Origin of the sequence: Streptosporangium sp. NBC_01639 (assembly GCF_045209755.1) — a bacterium.
Taxonomy (GTDB): domain Bacteria; phylum Actinomycetota; class Actinomycetes; order Streptosporangiales; family Streptosporangiaceae; genus Streptosporangium.
Genome location: NZ_CP109272.1, coordinates 6,361,622 through 6,379,197 on the forward strand (window position 1 = coordinate 6,361,622; position 17,576 = coordinate 6,379,197).

The 17,576-nt window shown below is 70.4% G+C and carries 10 protein-coding genes; 7 read left to right on the forward strand and 3 right to left on the reverse strand.

Annotated features, from left to right (window positions below):
• The 4 genes from OHA77_RS28935 to OHA77_RS28950 are packed head-to-tail and all read left to right on the forward strand — an operon-like array spanning window position 1 to window position 9,462.
• Window positions 1-5,283, forward strand: coding sequence for a type I polyketide synthase (locus OHA77_RS28935; RefSeq protein WP_406312552.1), 5,283 nt, complete (start codon window positions 1-3; stop codon window positions 5,281-5,283).
• Window positions 5,284-5,303: 20 nt separating this feature from the next.
• Entirely contained in the window at window positions 5,304-6,848 is a 1,545-nt protein-coding gene (locus tag OHA77_RS28940) for an AMP-binding protein (RefSeq protein ID WP_406312553.1), read from the forward strand.
• Between the two features lie 25 nt (window positions 6,849-6,873).
• Window positions 6,874-8,193, forward strand: a complete 1,320-nt coding sequence (locus tag OHA77_RS28945) for a KamA family radical SAM protein (protein ID WP_406312554.1) — start codon at window positions 6,874-6,876, stop codon at window positions 8,191-8,193.
• 12 nt (window positions 8,194-8,205) lie between these two features.
• On the forward strand, window positions 8,206-9,462 hold the full coding sequence (locus OHA77_RS28950) for a pyridoxal phosphate-dependent aminotransferase (protein ID WP_406312555.1): 1,257 nt from the start codon (window positions 8,206-8,208) through the stop codon (window positions 9,460-9,462).
• 88 nt (window positions 9,463-9,550) lie between these two features.
• On the opposite strand, the gene OHA77_RS28955 is transcribed toward OHA77_RS28950, so the two are convergent.
• A complete protein-coding gene (locus OHA77_RS28955) occupies window positions 9,551-10,765 on the reverse strand; it encodes a cytochrome P450 (protein WP_406312556.1) in 1,215 nt (404 codons plus the stop codon).
• Between the two features lie 284 nt (window positions 10,766-11,049).
• Between OHA77_RS28955 and OHA77_RS28960 the strand changes: the two genes are divergently transcribed.
• The gene (locus OHA77_RS28960) at window positions 11,050-11,991 is read left to right on the forward strand and encodes an ACP S-malonyltransferase (RefSeq protein WP_406312557.1); all 942 of its coding nucleotides are present in this window, start codon (window positions 11,050-11,052) and stop codon (window positions 11,989-11,991) included.
• Window positions 11,992-12,056: 65 nt separating this feature from the next.
• Here OHA77_RS28960 and OHA77_RS28965 read toward each other — a convergent pair whose 3' ends face one another.
• Entirely contained in the window at window positions 12,057-12,305 is a 249-nt protein-coding gene (locus OHA77_RS28965) for a phosphopantetheine-binding protein (RefSeq protein ID WP_326825028.1), read from the reverse strand.
• Window positions 12,306-12,413: 108 nt separating this feature from the next.
• Here OHA77_RS28965 and OHA77_RS28970 point away from each other — a divergent pair, with 108 nt between their 5' ends.
• Window positions 12,414-13,970, forward strand: coding sequence for an AMP-binding protein (locus OHA77_RS28970; protein WP_406312559.1), 1,557 nt, complete (start codon window positions 12,414-12,416; stop codon window positions 13,968-13,970).
• A 94-nt stretch (window positions 13,971-14,064) separates the two neighbouring features.
• Complete coding sequence (locus OHA77_RS28975; protein ID WP_406312560.1) at window positions 14,065-15,747, forward strand: MFS transporter; 1,683 nt, start codon at window positions 14,065-14,067, stop codon at window positions 15,745-15,747.
• A gap of 192 nt (window positions 15,748-15,939) precedes the next feature.
• On the opposite strand, the gene OHA77_RS28980 is transcribed toward OHA77_RS28975, so the two are convergent.
• Entirely contained in the window at window positions 15,940-17,268 is a 1,329-nt protein-coding gene (locus OHA77_RS28980; RefSeq protein WP_406312561.1) for an MFS transporter, read from the reverse strand.
• Between the last annotated feature and the right edge of the window lie 308 nt (window positions 17,269-17,576).

The window sequence follows — 17,576 nt, forward strand, 5'->3', positions numbered from 1 at the left end:
GTGAACGCATCAGTAGACCAGATAGTCGAGGCGCTCCGCGCGGCCATGCTCGAGAACGAGCGGCTGCGCGGCCAGAACAGCAAACTCGTCGCGGCGGCCGGCGAGCCGATCGCGGTCGTGGGCATGGCCTGCCGCTATCCGGGCGGGGTCAGCTCGCCGGAGGACCTGTGGCGGCTGGTGGCCGACGGGGTGGACGCGGTCTCGGGGTTCCCCGGTGACCGCGGCTGGGACCTCGACGGGCTGTACGACCCCGAACCGGGCAAGCCGGGCAAGAGCATCGCCCGCGAAGGGGGCTTCCTCTACGACGCGGCCGAGTTCGACCCCGACTTCTTCGGCATCTCCCCCCGCGAGGCGCTCGGGATGGACCCCCAGCAGCGGCTGCTGCTGGAAGCGTCGTGGGAGGCCGTCGAGCGGGCGGGCATCGACCCGGCCTCGCTCAAGGGCAGCAGGACCGGCGTCTACGCCGGGGTGATGTACCACGACTACGGGTTCGGCACGAGCGACGGCAGCCTGGTCACCGGGCGGGTGGCGTTCACCCTCGGTCTGGAGGGGCCCGCGGTCACGGTGGACACGGCCTGCTCGTCCTCGCTGGTCGCGGTGCACCTGGCGGCGCAGGCGCTGCGCTCGGGCGAGTGCTCGCTGGCGCTGGCCGGCGGGGTGACCGTGATGACCGAGCCGGACATGTTCGTCTACTTCAGTACGCAGCGGGGCCTCGCCGCCGACGGGCGGTGCAAGTCGTTCTCGGTCGAGGCCGACGGGACGGGCTGCTCCGAGGGCGTCGGCATGCTGGTCCTGGAACGCCTGTCGGACGCGCGGCGCAACGGCCACCCGGTGCTCGCGGTCGTGCGCGGCAGCGCCGTCAACCAGGACGGCGCGTCGAGCGGCCTGACGACGCCGAACGGCCCGTCGCAGCAGCGGGTGATCCGCCAGGCCCTCGCCAACGCCGGACTCACTCCCGCCGACGTGGACGCGGTGGAGGCGCACGGCACCGGGACGAAGCTGGGCGACCCGATCGAGGCGCAGGCGCTGCTGGCGACCTACGGCCAGGACCGGCCCGAAGACCGGCCGCTCTGGCTGGGCTCCATCAAGTCCAACGTCGGGCACACCCAGGCGGCGGCCGGAGTGGCGGGCATCATCAAGATGGTCCAGGCCATCCGGTACGGAGTGCTGCCCCGCACCCTGCACATCGAGGAACCGACGCGGCAGGTGGACTGGGAATCCGGCGCGGTCGAACTGCTCAGAGAGCCGGTCTCGTGGCCGGAGAGTGATCGTCCGCGTCGTGCGGCGGTGTCGTCGTTCGGGCTGAGCGGTACCAACGCGCATGTGATCATCGAGGCGGCCGAGCCGGAGCCGGAGCCGGGATCTGATGGCACGGTGCTGCCAGAGCTGCCGGGGTTGTCGGTGGTGCCGGTGGTGGTGTCGGCTCGTAGTCCTGAGGCGTTGGCGGCGCAGGCGCGGCGGTTGGTTGATTTTGTGCGGGAGCGGCCGGGTCTTGGTCTGGGTGATCTGGGGTTTTCGCTGGCGACGACGCGGGCGGCGTTGGAGCAGCGGGCGGTGGTGGTGGCCGGTGATCGGCAGGAGTTGCTGGATGGTCTGGCGGCGGTGGCCGGCGATGGTCCGGGTGTGGTGCGGGGGTTGGCGCGGGCCAAGGGTTCGACGGCGTTCCTGTTCACCGGGCAAGGTGCGCAGCGGCTGGGCATGGGCCGGGAGCTGTATGCGGCCTTCCCGGTGTTCGCGCAGGCGTTGGACGCGGTGCTCGCCGAGCTCGACGGTCACCTGGATGTCCCGCTGCGTGAGGTGATGTGGGGGCACGACGCCGACCTGCTGAACCAGACGGTCTATACCCAGACGGCGACGTTCGCGGTCGAGGTGGCGCTGTTCCGGCTCGTCGAATCGTGGGGGGTGCGGCCGGACTATCTGGCCGGGCATTCCATCGGGGAGCTGGCGGCGGCGCATGTGGCCGGGGTGCTGTCCCTGCCGGACGCGTGCACACTCGTGGCGGCTCGGGGCCGGTTGATGCAGGCGTTGCCGGCGGGGGGTGCGATGGTCGCGATCCAGGCCACCGAGGAGGAAGTCCTTCCGCTGGTGACCGAGAAGGTGAGCATCGCGGCGGTCAACGGCCCGCGGTCCGTCGTGATCTCGGGGGTGGAGGACGCGGTGGTGGAGATCGCCGCCCGGTTCACCGCCGAAGGCCGTAAGACCACCCGGCTCAAGGTCTCCCATGCGTTCCACTCGGTTCTGATGGAGCCGATGCTGGCGGAGTTCCGGGCGGTGGCCGAAGGGTTGACCTACCACCCGCCGACGGTCCCGATCGCCCTGGCGGAGGCGCAGGATCCGGAGTACTGGGTGCGGCACGTCCGTGACGCGGTCCGGTTCACCGATCGGGTGGGCTGGTTGGCGGAGCGGGGGGTGGCCCGGTTCGTGGAGGTGGGTCCGGACGGGGTGTTGACCGCGCTGACTCAGCAGATCGTGGATCCGGATGCGGTGACGGTGGTCTCCGGGTTGCGTAAGGGGCGTGGGGAGGCCGCGACGCTGCTGGGTGCGCTGGCCCGGTTGTACGTCGGTGGTGTGCGGGTGGACTGGGGGGCGTTCTACGCCGGGTTCGGGGTCGGCCGGGTGGATCTGCCCACCTACGCCTTCCAACGCCGGCCGTACTGGGTCATCTCGCAGGTGACGGGCAGGGCCACCGACCACGGCCAGCAACCGGCGGAACATCCGCTGCTCAGTGCGGTCGTCGCGCTGCCGGACACCGACGGCGCGGTGCTGACGGGCCGGCTCTCACTTGAGGGCCAGCAGTGGATCGCCGACCACGACGTGCTCGGCAGCCTGCTGCTCCCCGGCACCGGCTTCCTGGAGCTGGCGCTGCGGGCCGGTGCGCAGACCGGCTGCGAGGTCGTCGAGGAGCTGACGCTCCAGGCGCCGCTGGTGCTGCCGGAGCGCGGCGGGATCGCGCTGCAGGTCGCCGTCGGCGGCCCCGACGACTCCGGACGGCGGCTGCTCCGCATCTACTCCCGCGACCAGGAGGCCCCCTCGGACGTGCCGTGGACGCTGCACGGCGACGGTGTGCTCGCCCCCGGCGACCCGGCGCCGTCCTTCGACCTCCGCGCGTGGCCGCCGGAGGGCGCCACCGAGCTGGACGTGCGGGACGCCTACGACCTGCTCCTCCAGCAGGGGTACGGCTACGGCCCGATGTTCCAGGGGCTCACCGCCGCCTGGAAATCGGGGGACGAGGTGTTCGCCGAGGTCACCCTGCCGGAGCGAGGGCATGAGGAGGCCGGACGGTTCGGGGTGCACCCGGCGCTGCTCGACAGCTCGATGCACGCGCTGAGCGTCGCTGCGCAGGCGCCCGGCGAGCCCACCGACGAACGGACCCTGCTGCCCTTCTCCTGGGCAGGCGCGTCGCTGCACGCGGCCGGTGCGACGGGACTGCGGGTCCACCTGTCGTGGCTGAACGAGAACACCGTGTCGATGCGGCTGGCCGACCTGTCCGGGGCGCCGGTGGCGTCGGTGGAGTCGCTGACCTTCCGTGAGGTCTCGGCCGAGCAGCTCGGCGCCTCCCGCCGGCACGAGCCGGTGTTCGGTGTGGAGTGGGTGTCGCCGGGCGACCTGCCAGCCGAGGCCGGGCCGTCGTGGGTGGTGGCCGGGGTGGACGAGTTCGGCCTCGACGCCGACGCCTACCCGGACCTGGCCACCCTGGGCAGGGCCGTCGCGGCGGGCGCCGAGGTGCCCGACGCGGTGGTCGTCGAGGCCGCCACCCCGTCCGGGGACGTCCTCTCCGGCGTGCGGTCGGCGCTCGGCGGGGTGCTGGGCGCCGTCCAGGAGTGGCTGGCCGACGAGCGGTTCGCCACCTCGCGGCTGGTCGTCGTGACCAGGGGAGCGGTGGACGACGGAGACGACCTCGATGTGCGGCAGGCGCCGGTGTGGGGTCTGGTCCGTGCGGCTCAGGCGGAGAATCCGGGCCGGTTCGTGCTGGTGGACGTCGACGGGACGGAGGAGTCCGCGCGGGCGCTGCCCGGGGTGATCGCCCTGGGCGAGCCCGAGGTCGCGGTCCGCCGGGGCGAGCCCCGCGTACCCCGCCTGACCAGGGCGGCGGTGACGGCCTCGGGGACACCGGACTGGGGAACGGGCACGGTGCTCGTCACCGGCGGCACCGGCGGTATCGGCGCCCTGGTGGCCCGTCATCTGGTGACCGAGCACGGGGTGCGGCGCCTCCTGCTGACCAGCCGGAGCGGCCAGGACGCCCCGGGGGCGACGGAGCTGCGCGAGGAGCTGGCGGGCTTCGGCGCGGAGGTGGAGATCGCCGCGTGTGACGTCGCGGACCGGGACGCGCTCGCCGAGCTGCTGGGCACGATCCCCTCACTGACCGGGATCGTGCACGTGGCGGGCCTGGTGGACAACGGCCTGGTCGGTTCCTGGACACCGGAACGGGTGGACGCGGTGCTCGCGCCCAAGGCCGACGCCGCCTGGCACCTGCACGAGCTGACCGCGGACCTCGACCTCTCCGCCTTCGTGCTGCTCTCCTCGGCGGGCGGCATGGTGCTCGCCGCCGGGCAGGCCGGATACTCGGCGGCGAACGTGTTCCTCGACGCGCTCGCCGTACACCGCCGGGCGCGGGGACTGCCCGCCACCTCGCTGGCGTTCGGGGCCTGGGCCGTCAAGACCGGTATGAGCCGCTGGCTGAGCGACACCGACCTGGCCCGGATGCGGCGCCAGGGGCTGCCCGCGTTCACCGCGCAGGAGGCCCTGGCGGCGTTCGACGCGGCGCTGCACGCCGACCGTGCCGTGACGGTGCCGATGCGCGTCGACGCCGCCGCGCTGCGCACCCGCGCGGACGAGATCCCGGCCCTGCTCCGCGGTCTGGTGCGGCTACCCGCCAGGCAGGCCGCCGCGGCCGGTACGGCGGGCGGCACCGACGTGATGCGGCGCCTGGCCGACATGCCGGCGGCCGAACGCGACCGGGCCCTGCTGGAGATCGTGCGCAGCCACACGGCCGCGGTCCTCGGGCACGACCGTCCAGAGGCGGTCGACGTCGACCGGGGCTTCCTGGACATGGGGTTCGACTCGCTCAGCGCGCTGGAGCTGCGCAACCGGATGGTCGCCGTCACCGGGCGCCGCCTCATCCCGATGCTGGTCTTCGACTACCCGTCGGTCTCGGCGGTCGCCGGGCACCTGCGGGCGGAGCTCTTCGACAAGGGAAAGCCGGTCATCGACGACGACCTGATCGACGTCTCCGCGGCCGAGCTCTTCGACATCCTCGACAACGAACTCGAAACCTCCGAGTAGCTGGTGAAGGTGAGACGTTGATGCACTTCGACAAAATGCACACGTTCCTGCTGTCGGCTGCGGGGTCGACTCCCGACAAGCCCGCGGTGATCGAGCAGGGAGAGAACGACGGTCTCCGCGTCGTCACCTACCGGCAGCTTGAGAACCAGGTCGACGACTACCGGGCGGCGCTCGCCGAACTGGGGCTGAACGCCGGTGACCGGGTCGTCATCGAATCCGACAACTCCGGTTCCGCGATCGCGATGCTGGCCGCCTGCTCCGCGCTGGGACTGCCGTTCATCCCGGTGAGCCCGGAGACGCCGTCCGGCCGGTTGCAGTGGATCCTGTCCTCCGCCGAGCCCGCCCTGCACGTCCAGACTCCCGCCGGGCGCCGTGAGGGGATCCCCGGGCACATCGGCACCGGGAGGTTCGGCCCGGCGGGGCTGGACGTCGAACGCCGGCCCGCCGCCCGGCCCCGCCTCAGACGGGAGGCCATCACCACCGATCCCGCTTACATCATCTTCACCTCGGGCACGACCGGCCGCCCCAAGGGCGTGGTGATGAGCCACCGCGGCGTGCTCTCCTTCTACCGGGGGATGCTGCGCCGGGGGATCGTCACCCCGGACGACCGGGTGGCGACCACCTCGCCGCTGCAGTTCGACTTCTCCCTGCTCGACATCGGACTCGCGCTGGGGAGCGGCGCGACGATCATGCCGGTGCCGCGGGCCTCGCTGCGCTGGCCCAGAAAGTTCCTGCGCTTCCTGCGGGACACCCGGGCGACCCAGGTGGACGGGGTTCCCTCGATCTGGCGGCCGGTGCTCAGGCACGAGCCCGAGGAGCTGGCCGGGCTCGACCAGCTGCGCGGCATCCTGTTCTCCGGCGAGGAGTTCCCGCTCGCCGAGCTGCGCCGACTGCGGAGCCTGCTCCCCGAGCTGCGCGTGGTCAACTGCTACGGGCCCACCGAGGTGATGGCGGCCTCGCTGACCTACGTCCCCGATCCCATCCCCGACGACATGGAGAGGCTCTCGATCGGCTCCGGCTACCCGGGCTCGGAGATGGTGCTCATCGACGAGGCGGGTGCGAGCGTCGAGGAACCGGGTGCCGTCGGCGTGATCCACCTGCGCACCCCGTCGCTGTTCAACGGCTACTGGGGCGATCCGGAGCTGACCCGGGCCGCACTGGTGCCCGATCCCCACGACCCCCGGTCGGGACAGGTGGTGTTCCGTACCGGTGACCTCGCCTACCGGGGCCCGGAAGGCGAGCTCTACTACTGCGGCCGCGTCGACTCGCAGGTGCAGATCCGCGGTAACCGGGTCGAGCTCGGCGAGGTGGAACACCGGATGCGGGAGTTCCCCGGCGTCGCGGCCGCGGCCGCGCTGGTCGTGCCCCGGCAGGGCGGGGACCCGGTGCTGAACGCGTTCGTCGTCTCAGCCGGGGCGCTGGACAAGTTGAAGCTGCGTGACTTCTGCTCGCAGACCCTGCCCGAGTACATGGTGCCCCAGCAGTTGCACGTCCTCGACGAGCTGCCGGTCACCGACAACGGAAAGCTCGACCGCGTGGCACTGGCGGCACAGGTGACCACATGATCCACAAGACCGGAGGACTGGTCGGATGTCCCTGCTGACCCTCGATCCCACCGAGACTACTCGCTTCCGCGCCTACGGGCCGCGGCACATCAACGAGATCGCCCAGAGGTACGGGCTCCCCGACGACGTCCGGGAGGCCGTACGGCTGATCTCGATGGTGCTGCCGTTCCGGGTGAACGAGTACGTCCTGTCAGAACTCATCGACTGGCGGCGGATCCCCGAGGATCCCGTCTTCCAGCTGGTCTTCCCCCAGCGGGGCATGCTGGCGGACGACGATCTCCGGCGCCTCGCCGCGGCGGACGCGGCCGGCGACCGGGCCGGGCTCAAGGCGGAGGTGCAGCGGATCAGGGAGACCCTGAACCCGCATCCGTCCGGCCAGCGCGAGCTCAACGTGCCCACCGACGACGGTGCCGCGCTGCCGGGGATGCAGCACAAGTACCGCGAGACCGTGCTGTACTTCCCCGGCCAGGGCCAGACCTGTCACACGTACTGCACCTACTGCTTCCGGTGGGCGCAGTTCGTCGGGGACGCGGACCTGCGCTTCGCGGCGCCCGGTCCCGAGCAGCTGGTCTCCTACCTGCGCCGGCATCCGGAGGTCAGCGACGTGCTGGTCACCGGCGGCGACCCCATGGTGATGTCCACCGAGCGGCTGCGCAGCCACCTGGAGCCGCTGCTCGCGATCGACACGGTCCGCACCATCCGCATCGGCACGAAGTCGGTCGCCTACTGGCCGCACCGCTTCGTCACGGACAAGGACGCCGACGACGTCCTGCGGCTCTATGAGGAGGTGGTGGCCTCGGGGCGCAACCTCGCGGTGATGGCGCACTTCAGCCATCCGCGCGAACTCGCGACCGGACCGGCCCGGCAGGCGGTGGCCCGCATCAGGACGACCGGCGCGCTGGTCTACTGCCAGGCGCCGATCATCGCTCACGTCAACGACGATCCAGATGTCTGGAGCGAGCTGTGGCGCGCGGAACTGGCGGCCGGAGCGGTGCCCTACTACATGTTCGTGGAGCGGGACACGGGCCCGCACGGCTACTTCAAGGTTCCGCTGGCCCGCTCGCAGGAGATCTTCCGCGAGGCGTACCAGAGGCTTCCCGGCCTGGCGCGCACCGTGCGCGGGCCGGTCATGTCGGCCACGCCGGGCAAGGTCGCCGTGGACGGGGTGGAGGAGACGTCCGAAGGGCGTTTCTTCCAGCTCCGCTTCCTGCAGGCGCGTGACCCGTCGCTGGTCGGCCGGCCGTTCCGAGCGCGATTCTCCAGCAGCGCTTCGTGGCTCGACGACCTCGAACTCGACCCGGCGACCGATGCCGACCTGACGGCGGCCGTCAGACGGCACCCATGAAGGGATCTCGCATTGGCCAGTGGAAGAATCTCGCCCAATTTAGCCCTCAATCAGCTTGTCGCGGAACGCAAGGCCCGAGGTGAACAGATCGTCCACCTCGGGTTCGGCGAGGCGCGCCTGCCCGTTCACCCTGCTCTGATCGACCGGCTCGTCACCAGCGCGGGGCGCAACGCCTACGGCCCCGTCGCCGGTGACGTGGCGGTCCGCGAGGCGGCGGCGGGTTACTTCACCCGCCGCCGCATGCCCACCGGACCGGACCAGGTGATCGTCGCCCCCGGCAGCAAACCGCTGCTGATGGCGTTGAACATGGTCGTCCCCGGTGACGTGCTGCTGCCCCGCCCGAGTTGGAACAGCTACGCACCGCAGGCCCATCTCGCGGGTAAGACGGCGATCAGCGTGCCGATCCCCGACGAGTGCGGCGGCGTGCCGGAACCCGAGGCGCTCAGGGAGGCGATCGACGCGGCCCGGGTGCTCGACCACGATCCGAGGATCTTGGTCATGACCCTCCCCGACAACCCGACCGGGACCATCGCCTCACCGGCGCTCGTGCGCGAACTCTGCGCGATCGCCGAGGAGGAGGATCTGCTCATCGTCTCCGACGAGATCTACCGGGACATCGTCCACGACCCCTACCATCCCGTGCTCAGCCCGGCCGAGGTGGTGCCGAAACGCACCGTCGTCACCACGGGACTCAGCAAGAGCCTCGCGGTCGGCGGCTGGCGGATCGGCCTGGCGCGCTTCCCCTCGGGGGCGTGGGGGCGCCGGATCCAGGCGGGCGTCACCTCGTTCGCGAGCGAGGTGTGGTCCGCCCTGGCCACCCCCATGCAGGACGTCGCGGCGTACGCGCTGTCCGAACCGCCCGAGATCCGCGCACACCTGGCGGACTGCGCGCGGCTGCACGGCGCCATGGCCCGGGCGATGCACGAGATCGTGGTCGGCGCCGGGGCCTCGTGCCGGCAGCCGACCGGCGGGTTCTACATCTATCCCGACTTCGAGCCGGTCCGTGAGCGGCTGACCCGGCGCGGCGTCACGGACTCCGCCTCGCTGACCCAGCACCTCCTGGACTCGTACGGCATCGCGGTGCTCGGCGGCCACCACCTCGGCGACAGCGAGAAGGCGCTACGCGTCAAGATCGCGACGGGCATCCTCTACGGCGACACGGCGAAGGAGCAGCGGCAGGCGCTGCGCGCCGCCGACCCGTTGCGGCTGCCCCACATCGTCGACCTGCTGACCAGGATCGAGGAGAGTTTCACCAAGTTGTGTGCGTGAGGCCGGGGTCGTCCTCGGCATACGGAAGAAGGGATTGCCGGTGCCTCGGCAATCCCTTCGCTCTGTGTCCGGGCGGGTCCGCCCGGCCTCACCAGGTGACGGGCAGTTCGCCGTGTACGCCCTGGACGAGGGTGCCGCTCTTGAAGGCGATCTCGTCCAGCGGCACCGCGAGCCGCAGGCCGGGGATGCGGCTGATCAGGGTCCCGAACACGATCTCCAGTTCGTAGCGCACGAGGTTGGCGCCGGGGCACTGGTGGATCCCGTGGCCGAAGGCGGAGTGCATGATGGGTTTGCGGTAGATGTCGAACGTGTCGGCGTCCTCCCAGACCGACTCGTCGCGGTTGGCGGAGGCGGTGAGCGCGATGATGCCCTCACCCTCGCGGATGAGGACCCCGCCGACCTCGATGTCCTGCCGCACGGCCCTGGCCGGGCTGGAGTCGGCGATGCTGAGGTAGCGGATCAGCTCCTCGATCGCCTGGGGGAGCAGCGAGGGGTCCTCCCTGACCGCGGCGAGCTGGTCGGGGTTCTCCAGCAGGACGAGCACGCCCAGCGCGATCATGTTGGAGGTGGTGTCGAACCCGCCGAACAGCAGGTTCTTGGCCAGGTTGACGATGTCACGCCGCTCGATCGTCGGAGTCTCGCGGTTCTTGACGACGATCCTGCGGAGCAGGTCGTCGCCCTCCTCGGTCTCCTTCCGCGTGACGAGCTTGTCGAGGTAGGCCTCCAGCGCGATCTGCGACCGGATCATCTCGTCCTGCTCCACGTCGGTCCTGACCAGCGTCTCGGCCGCCGACCGGAAGAAGTCGCTGTCCTCGGCCGGGACGCCGAGCAGTTCGCAGAAGAGCAGGGCCGGCACCGGGAAGGCCAGGGCCGTCACCAGGTCGACCGGTCCGCCGGCCTTCAGCATCGCGTCGATGTGATCGTCCACGATCTCCTGGATGCGGGGACGCAGGGCCTGGACCCGCTTGGCGGTCAGCTCCGGGATGAGCATGCGGCGCCGGGGGCTGTGCTCCGGCGGGTCCGTGCCGACCAGCGGCAGCTCCAATTGCTGGAGCATTTCATCGGGAACGGGGACCTGAAGCGGATAATGCGGCAGTTTCCAATTCGAGCTCATCGTCGAGTCGCTGAGGACCTGCCGTACGTGCTCCTGCCGGGTGACCACCCAGAATTCTTTTTGCGACCACTGGAGTTTCACCTTGGTGACCGGGTCTTCGGCACGCATCTTCGCGTACTCGGGTGGCGGGTCGAACGGGCACTTCCTGGCCATGGGGAAGACAGGGGGCTCGTTGCTGTTTTCAGTCATGCGATGGTCGCCCTTCGATCGCCTGAACGATTCCAGAACAGGCATAATCCTGCCGGTGAAGTACTGGCACTAAACCATCTCAATGTGGAACGGGCTCCCTGTCATCCCCTGTCCGATCCCCTTGGTCCCCTTATTCGAAGAAGCGCGCACGAGAGAAATGTGCTTGTCGCGAGGTGGAAGTAAGGGCCGTTAGGGGTTCTGGAACAGGCCGCCTCCCACACAGACTTGCTTGGGTGGCAGTTGCGACCCAGTCCTGAGGGAGACAGGCGAAGGGAGATACCACGATGGAAACCGATCTTCGGCCGGATCCCGCGATCGTCTTTCCCGGCATGGGCCCGTCGGATTTCGACGGTGTGGCCAGATTCCTACTCATCAACCCCGTGGCGCGCAGGCTGCTGGCCGACGCGGACGAGGTGCTCGGATATTCGCTCTTCGACAGCTACCGGGAGGCGAAGGGGGACTACACCGAACACGCGCAGGTGGCGTTCCTGGTGGTCTGCCTCGCGCTGGCCGAGTGGTCCGCGGACCGGTTCGGCGTCCAGCCCGCGGTCTGCGCCGGCACCAGTTTCGGCGGGAAGGTCGCGGCGGCCTACTCCGGCGCCCTGACCTTCGAGGACGCCGTCTCGATGACGTCCCTCCTCGCCCGCGGCCTGGACGAGTTCGCCGGCCGCGAGTGCCGCGACCTGGTGACGCAGTCCTTCGCGAGGACCCCGCAGGACGTGCTCCGGCGGGTGCTCGACGAGCTGGAGGAGCAGGGCGAGTGGTACGACATCTCGTGCCGGGTGGACCACGACTTCTCGATGGTCACCCTGCGCGAGGACCGGCTGGAATGGTTCAAGGAACGGCTGCGGGCCCACGGCGGCCTGCCCCTTTACCCCATGCGCCCCCCCATGCACACCAGGGCGCTGGCCCCGCTGCGCGACCTGATGGAGAAGGAGGTCCTCGCCGGCCTCCGGTTCGCCGACCCGCGGATCCCCGTCGTGGCGGACCAGGACGGCGCGGTGCTCACCACCGGCGACGACGTGCGGACCATGCTGCTGGACGGGTTCGTCAGGCCGGTGTGCTGGCCGGACGTCCTGGCCACCTTCAAGCGGCTGAACGTCGGCACGCTCTACATATCAGGCCCTGACCGGCTCTTCGGACGCGTGGAGTGCGCGACCCGGGACTTCGAGATCGTCCCGATCGACCCCAGGGCGGCCCTGCGGCCACGCCGTGCCGTCGCCTGAGCGTGGTGACATGAATATAGAGCGGAAATGCCGTCCGATTGCTCGGAGGGCAGTTCCGCTCCATTTCAGACTGTCGACCCGGTCATTGTTGAGAGGGTCGTCCACAGGCTGCGTGGTGTGGCGAACGTTTCCATGCTCAGGGCCTCGTCGAGGAATCGCACGTCGTATTTCTTCTCCAGCTTTGCGAGCAGGTCGACCGTGCCCATGGAGTCCAGGCCGAGAGACCGCAGGTCAGTGTCCTCCTTCAGCTCTTCGTCATCTCCCAGAAACGGCAGGGAGGTGCGCAGGATTTGTTCGAACTCATCGTCCCACATAGTGGCTCCAAACTATATCGGGATTCTTTCTCCGATGAGAAAGATAAGCTTGGTTCAACGCAGAAGACAAGTCGTTGTCGCACCCCTTTTCTCGGAGGAATGATGAACGTGGCGACTGAGAACGCGCTTTACGCGCGTTTCCTGCGCGGACTCGCCGTGTCGGCGGGACGCCCCGCCGTCCGCGTCGGCGCCGAGACGATCACTTACGAGGCGGCCCATGAGAAGGCGCTGCAGTGGGCGGGTTCGCTGCTCGCCGGTCCGGGTGAGCCATCCGGGGCCGTCGGCGTGCTGGCCGGCAGGGGGATCGACACCTACGTCGCCATCCTCGCCGGGCTCTACGCCGGCGTCACGGTCGTGCCGCTGCACGCGGACTTCCCGGCGGCGCGCACCCAGCGGATGCTGGAGGCGGCGGGGGTCTCCGCGCTGCTGGCCGACGGCCAGGGACTGGCCACGCTGTCGGAGCTCTCCGGCCCGTGGCCGGAGGTCCCGGTGCTCCCGATCGGCGGTGCCGACGGCGGGCCGTTCCGCACCGTCCCGATCTCACCGGCGGACTCCCTCGGCGAGCCCCGGCCCGTCCAGGCGTCCGACGTCGCGTATGTGCTGTTCACCTCGGGTTCGACGGGCCGTCCCAAGGGCGTGCCGATCACGCACGGCAGCACCGATCACTACTTCCGGCTGCTGGACGAGCGCTACGACTTCACCGCCGACGACGTCTTCTCCCAGACCTTCGACCTGAACTTCGACTGCGCGATGTTCGACCTGTTCTGCGCCTGGGGCGCGGGGGCGAGCGTGCACTCGGTGCCGGCGCAGGCCTACCGGGACATGCCCGCCTTCTTCGCGGAGAGGGGGATGACGGTGTGGTTCTCCACACCGATCGCGATCTCACTGGTGCGCAGGCTGGGCGGCCTCGCCCCCGGATCGCTGCCGACGCTGCGCTGGAGCCTGTTCGCCGGGGAGGCGCTGAAGTCCTCGGACGCGGCGGACTGGCAGGCGGCGGCGAGCGGCTCGGCCGTGGAGAACCTGTACGGCCCGACGGAGCTGACCATCACCGTGACCGGGCACCGCTGGGCCGCGGAGACCTCCCCCGAGCTGGGCGTGAACGGCCTCGTCCCCATCGGGTCGGTGCACGGGGGCCACGACCACATCCTGGTGGCCCCGGACGGGCAGGTCGCCGAGGCCGAAGGCGAGCTGTGCATCACGGGCCCGCAGATGACCGCCGGATATCTCGACCCGGCCGACGACGAGGGCAGGTTCCTCCCGTACGACGGGCGCACCTGGTACCGCACCGGGGACCGGGTCCGGCGCCTCGCGAACGGCGAGCTCCTCTACCTCGGCCGCCTGGACGCCCAGGTCCAGGTCCAGGGCTGGCGGGTCGAGCTCGCCGAGGTCGACCACGCGATCAGCCAGTGCCAGGGCGTGGACGACGCGGTCACCGTGACCAGGGAGACCGAGAACGGAACCGAGCTCGTCGTCTTCTACACCGGGGTTCCCGCCGCCCCGGCCGAACTCGCCCGCCAGGTCGGCAAGCTCCTTCCCCGGGGAATGCAGCCCAGGCACTACCGGCACGTCGAGGAGTTCCCGCTGAACTCCAACCGGAAGGTGGACAGGGGACGGCTGGCGGGTGAGGCGGCCGACATGCTCCTCGCGGTGGGGAAACGCGGCTGACGGACACCGCGATCTCCTTTTTGAAGCCGATCAGAATGCCCGATCTCACGCACATGCCTTTAACGCTTCTGTCAATTGAGATAACGGTGGTCGTATGACTTCGTCAAACGCTTCGGCCGGCCGGAGGGAATGGTTCGCGCTCGCCGCGCTCACCCTTTCGCCGCTCCTGGTGGCCATGGACATCACGGTCCTCTACTTCGCGGTCCCCTCCATAGCGGGAGCACTCCAGCCCACCGGCGTCGAGCAGCTGTGGATGATCGACATCTACGGGTTCGTGCTGGCCGGAATGTTGATCACCATGGGCAACATCGGTGACATCATCGGCCGGCGACGGTTGATCATGATAGGTTCCGCCCTCTTCGGCCTGGCCTCGGCCCTGGCCGCGTTCTCGACGAGCCCCGAGATGCTCATCGTCGCCCGCGCCCTGCAGGGACTCGCGGGATCGACGCTGATGCCGTCCGCGCTCGGGCTGGTCCGCAACACCTTCCACGACGAGAAGCAGCGCCGTTCGGCGATCGCCGTCTTCTCGATCGGCTCGGCGATGGGCGTCAGCCTCGGGCCGGTGGTCGGCGGCGTGCTGCTGAGCAACTTCTGGTGGGGCTCGGTCTTCCTGATCAACGTGCCCGTCATCGCGGTCCTGCTGGTCGCCATCCCGCTGCTGGTCTCGGAGGTCCGCACGCCCAAGGCCAAGATCGGCTCATTCGACGTGCTCAGCTCGCTGCTGTCGCTCGTCGCCGCGCTCGCCCTGGTGTGGGGACTGAAGGAGGCCGCCACCAGCGGCATCGGCACGTTCTCGGCCGGATCCATCGTCATCGGTCTGGTCGTCGCGGCGGTGTTCGTCCTCCGCCAGACACACCTGTCCCATCCGATGATCGACCCCGGGCTGTTCAGGTCCCGCGGCTTCGGACCGACGCTCTTTCTCACTCTGGCGTCCTTCTTCTGCGTGGTCGGCTTCGGCATGTTCACCACGCAGTACCTCCTTGAGGTGCTCGGCATGAGCCCGATGGAGGCCGGACTGTGGCTGCTGATCACACCCGTGCTGGCCGGTGTCTTCGCGCCGATCGCCACCAACCTGGTCAACACGGTCCGCCCGGCCTACGTGATCGCGGTGATGTTCCTCATCGGCGTCGGGGGGTTCGCCGCCATGACGCAGCTCACGGTGGACCGGAACCTGCTGCTGGTGCTCGGCGGCGCCGCCGCCATCGGCGTCAGCAGTTCGGTCGTCCTTCCGCTGCTCACCGACATGGTCGTCTCGGTCGCCCCGGCCGAACGGGCGGGTTCCGTGGCGGCGCTGCAGCGGACCGCGCAGGAGCTCGGCGGCGCTTTCGGCATCGCCGTCTTCGGCAGCATCGGGGCCGCCGTCTACGGCAGCGCGCTCATCACGGACCTGCCGAAGGGTGTCGCCGCGGTGGTCCCGGAGGCGGCGCGCGAGACGATCGGCGCGGCCACCGCCGCCGCCGGACGGCTGGGCGGCGAGCAGGGAGCGGCGCTGCTCACCGCGGCCCGCGCGGCGTTCACCGCGTCGCTCACCACCGCCGCCCTGGTGGGAGTGGGTGTGGCCCTGGTCGCCGCCGTCGTCACCGTCGTACGGCTGCGCCACATCTCCTACGCGGAGAACGGCTCAACGGACGGCTCAACGGACGGCTCGGAAGGCGGCTCGGCGGACGGCCCGGAGAAGGGATCGGCGGACGGCTCGGAAAAGGGCGAGCAGGAGGCGGCGCAGGAGCCGGTCCCGGTCGCCGACGCGGAGAGCAGGGGCAACGGCGTCACCCGGTGAGACGCCGCTCCGCCCCGGCGGCGCGACGAACCGGACGCGGATGAGCGGGTACGGCCGCCGGCCGTACCCGCTCATCCGCGTCCCGGTGCTCCCCTTACGGTCACGGCCCGACCGGTCACCGGACGAGGGAGCCGTTGCCTCATCGAATCTCCTTGGACGTGGGGACGCCGGGCTTCAGCCGTACGGAGGAAGTCAGCGTGTCTCGTCGAGAACGGTCTCCTGTGCGGGTGGCGCCGATGGCACGTCGGGTGGGGGCGGGCCTCCGTCTCCGGACGGGGTTCGGTAATCGCGCAGGGGACGGTTGACCAGGCCGACGGCGACAACGGAGAGCGCGGCCCCCAGGCCGCCCGCGATGAGCGCCGTGGGTGCGGACGTCAGAGAGGCGAGAAGTCCTCCACGGAAGTTGCCGACCTCAGGACCGGCGATGCCGATGACGTGCTCGACCGAGGAGACCCGCCCGCGGTAGTGGTCGGGTGCCTCAAGCTGGACCAGTGCGCCTCGGGTGACCACGGAGACGGTGTCGGCCGCACCGGCGACCGCGAGGCAGCAGAGGGCGAGCCAGAGAGGTCCGGCCAGTCCGAAGCCGGCGAGGGCGAGGCCCCAGACCGTGGCTGCGACAAGCTGGACGAGACCGCTGCGGTGCAGCCGGGTGACGGTTCCGGAGAGCAGACCGGCACTGAGCCCGCCGACCGCGACCGCGGACAGGAAGAGCCCCAGGGTCCGCGGGCTGCCTTCGAAGCGGATCTCGTTGATCAGGGGGAAGATCGCGATCGGCATGGCCAGCACGGTGGCGGCCAGGTCGGTGGCGAAGGAACCCCACAGGGTGGGGCGCTGAAAGATGATCCGCCAGCCCCCTCGGGTCGGACCGCGACGTCGCCGCGCGCCGTCCACGGGCTGCCGGTCGCCGGTGGTGCGCTGGGCGGGCATCGGAGGCAGCCGGACCACGGCGATCAGCGACGCGACACCGGCGAGGGCCTGGATCGCGTACGCGGTGGGATATCCCCACTGGGCGAGCACGACGCCGGCGAGGGCGGGTCCGGCGAGCATGGCGGCCTGGAAGGCGACGTTCTGCAGGGCGAGCCCGGCGGCGACCTGGTCGGCGGGGAGCAACCGGACGGGGAAGGTGCGCCGTGCCGGTGCTCCGAGTGCCGCGCAGCCGGACTGTGCGGCGACCAGGGCGAGCAGCAGCAGGACCGACCGGTTGCCCGCGGCGGCCTGCGCCACGAGGCCTGCCGCTGTCAGGACCTGGCCCGCGGTGGTGGCACGGACCAGGGTCCTGCGGTCGACGGCGTCGGCCAGTGATCCGCCGACCAGCCCGAGGACGAGCAGGGGTACGGCGGTGGCAAGCCCGATGGCACCGGTCCAGAGCGAGCTGTGAGTGAGGTCCCAGACCTGCAGGAGGACGGCGACAACGGCGAGTTGCTGACCGAGTGAGGCGAGGGAGGACCCGATCCACAGATCGCGGAACGGCCTGCTGGTGTGGAGAGGGCGGAGGTCGATCAGCCGTTCGCGCCAGGTCACGAGCACCGCTCCGCCGATGGGGAAGCAGTCGCGGGCGCCGGGTCGGCACGAGGCCCGTCGCGGTGGGCGAGGATCCGGTCTCGCATGACACGAAACGCCTGGCGTCGGCCGGGTGGCGCGGCGGGGTCCGAGGACGTCATGGCGTCAATATAACAGCACTTATATAATAGTGCTTATACAAGCTGGGTGGACCAGGTGCTGGGCAGATGACCACATGAACGATCACGTTCGGGACGCCGTCGTCGCCATATGGCTCCGGCGGCCGGATTCTGCCGAGCTCAACCAGGCGCGCGGCGGGGCCGACCGCC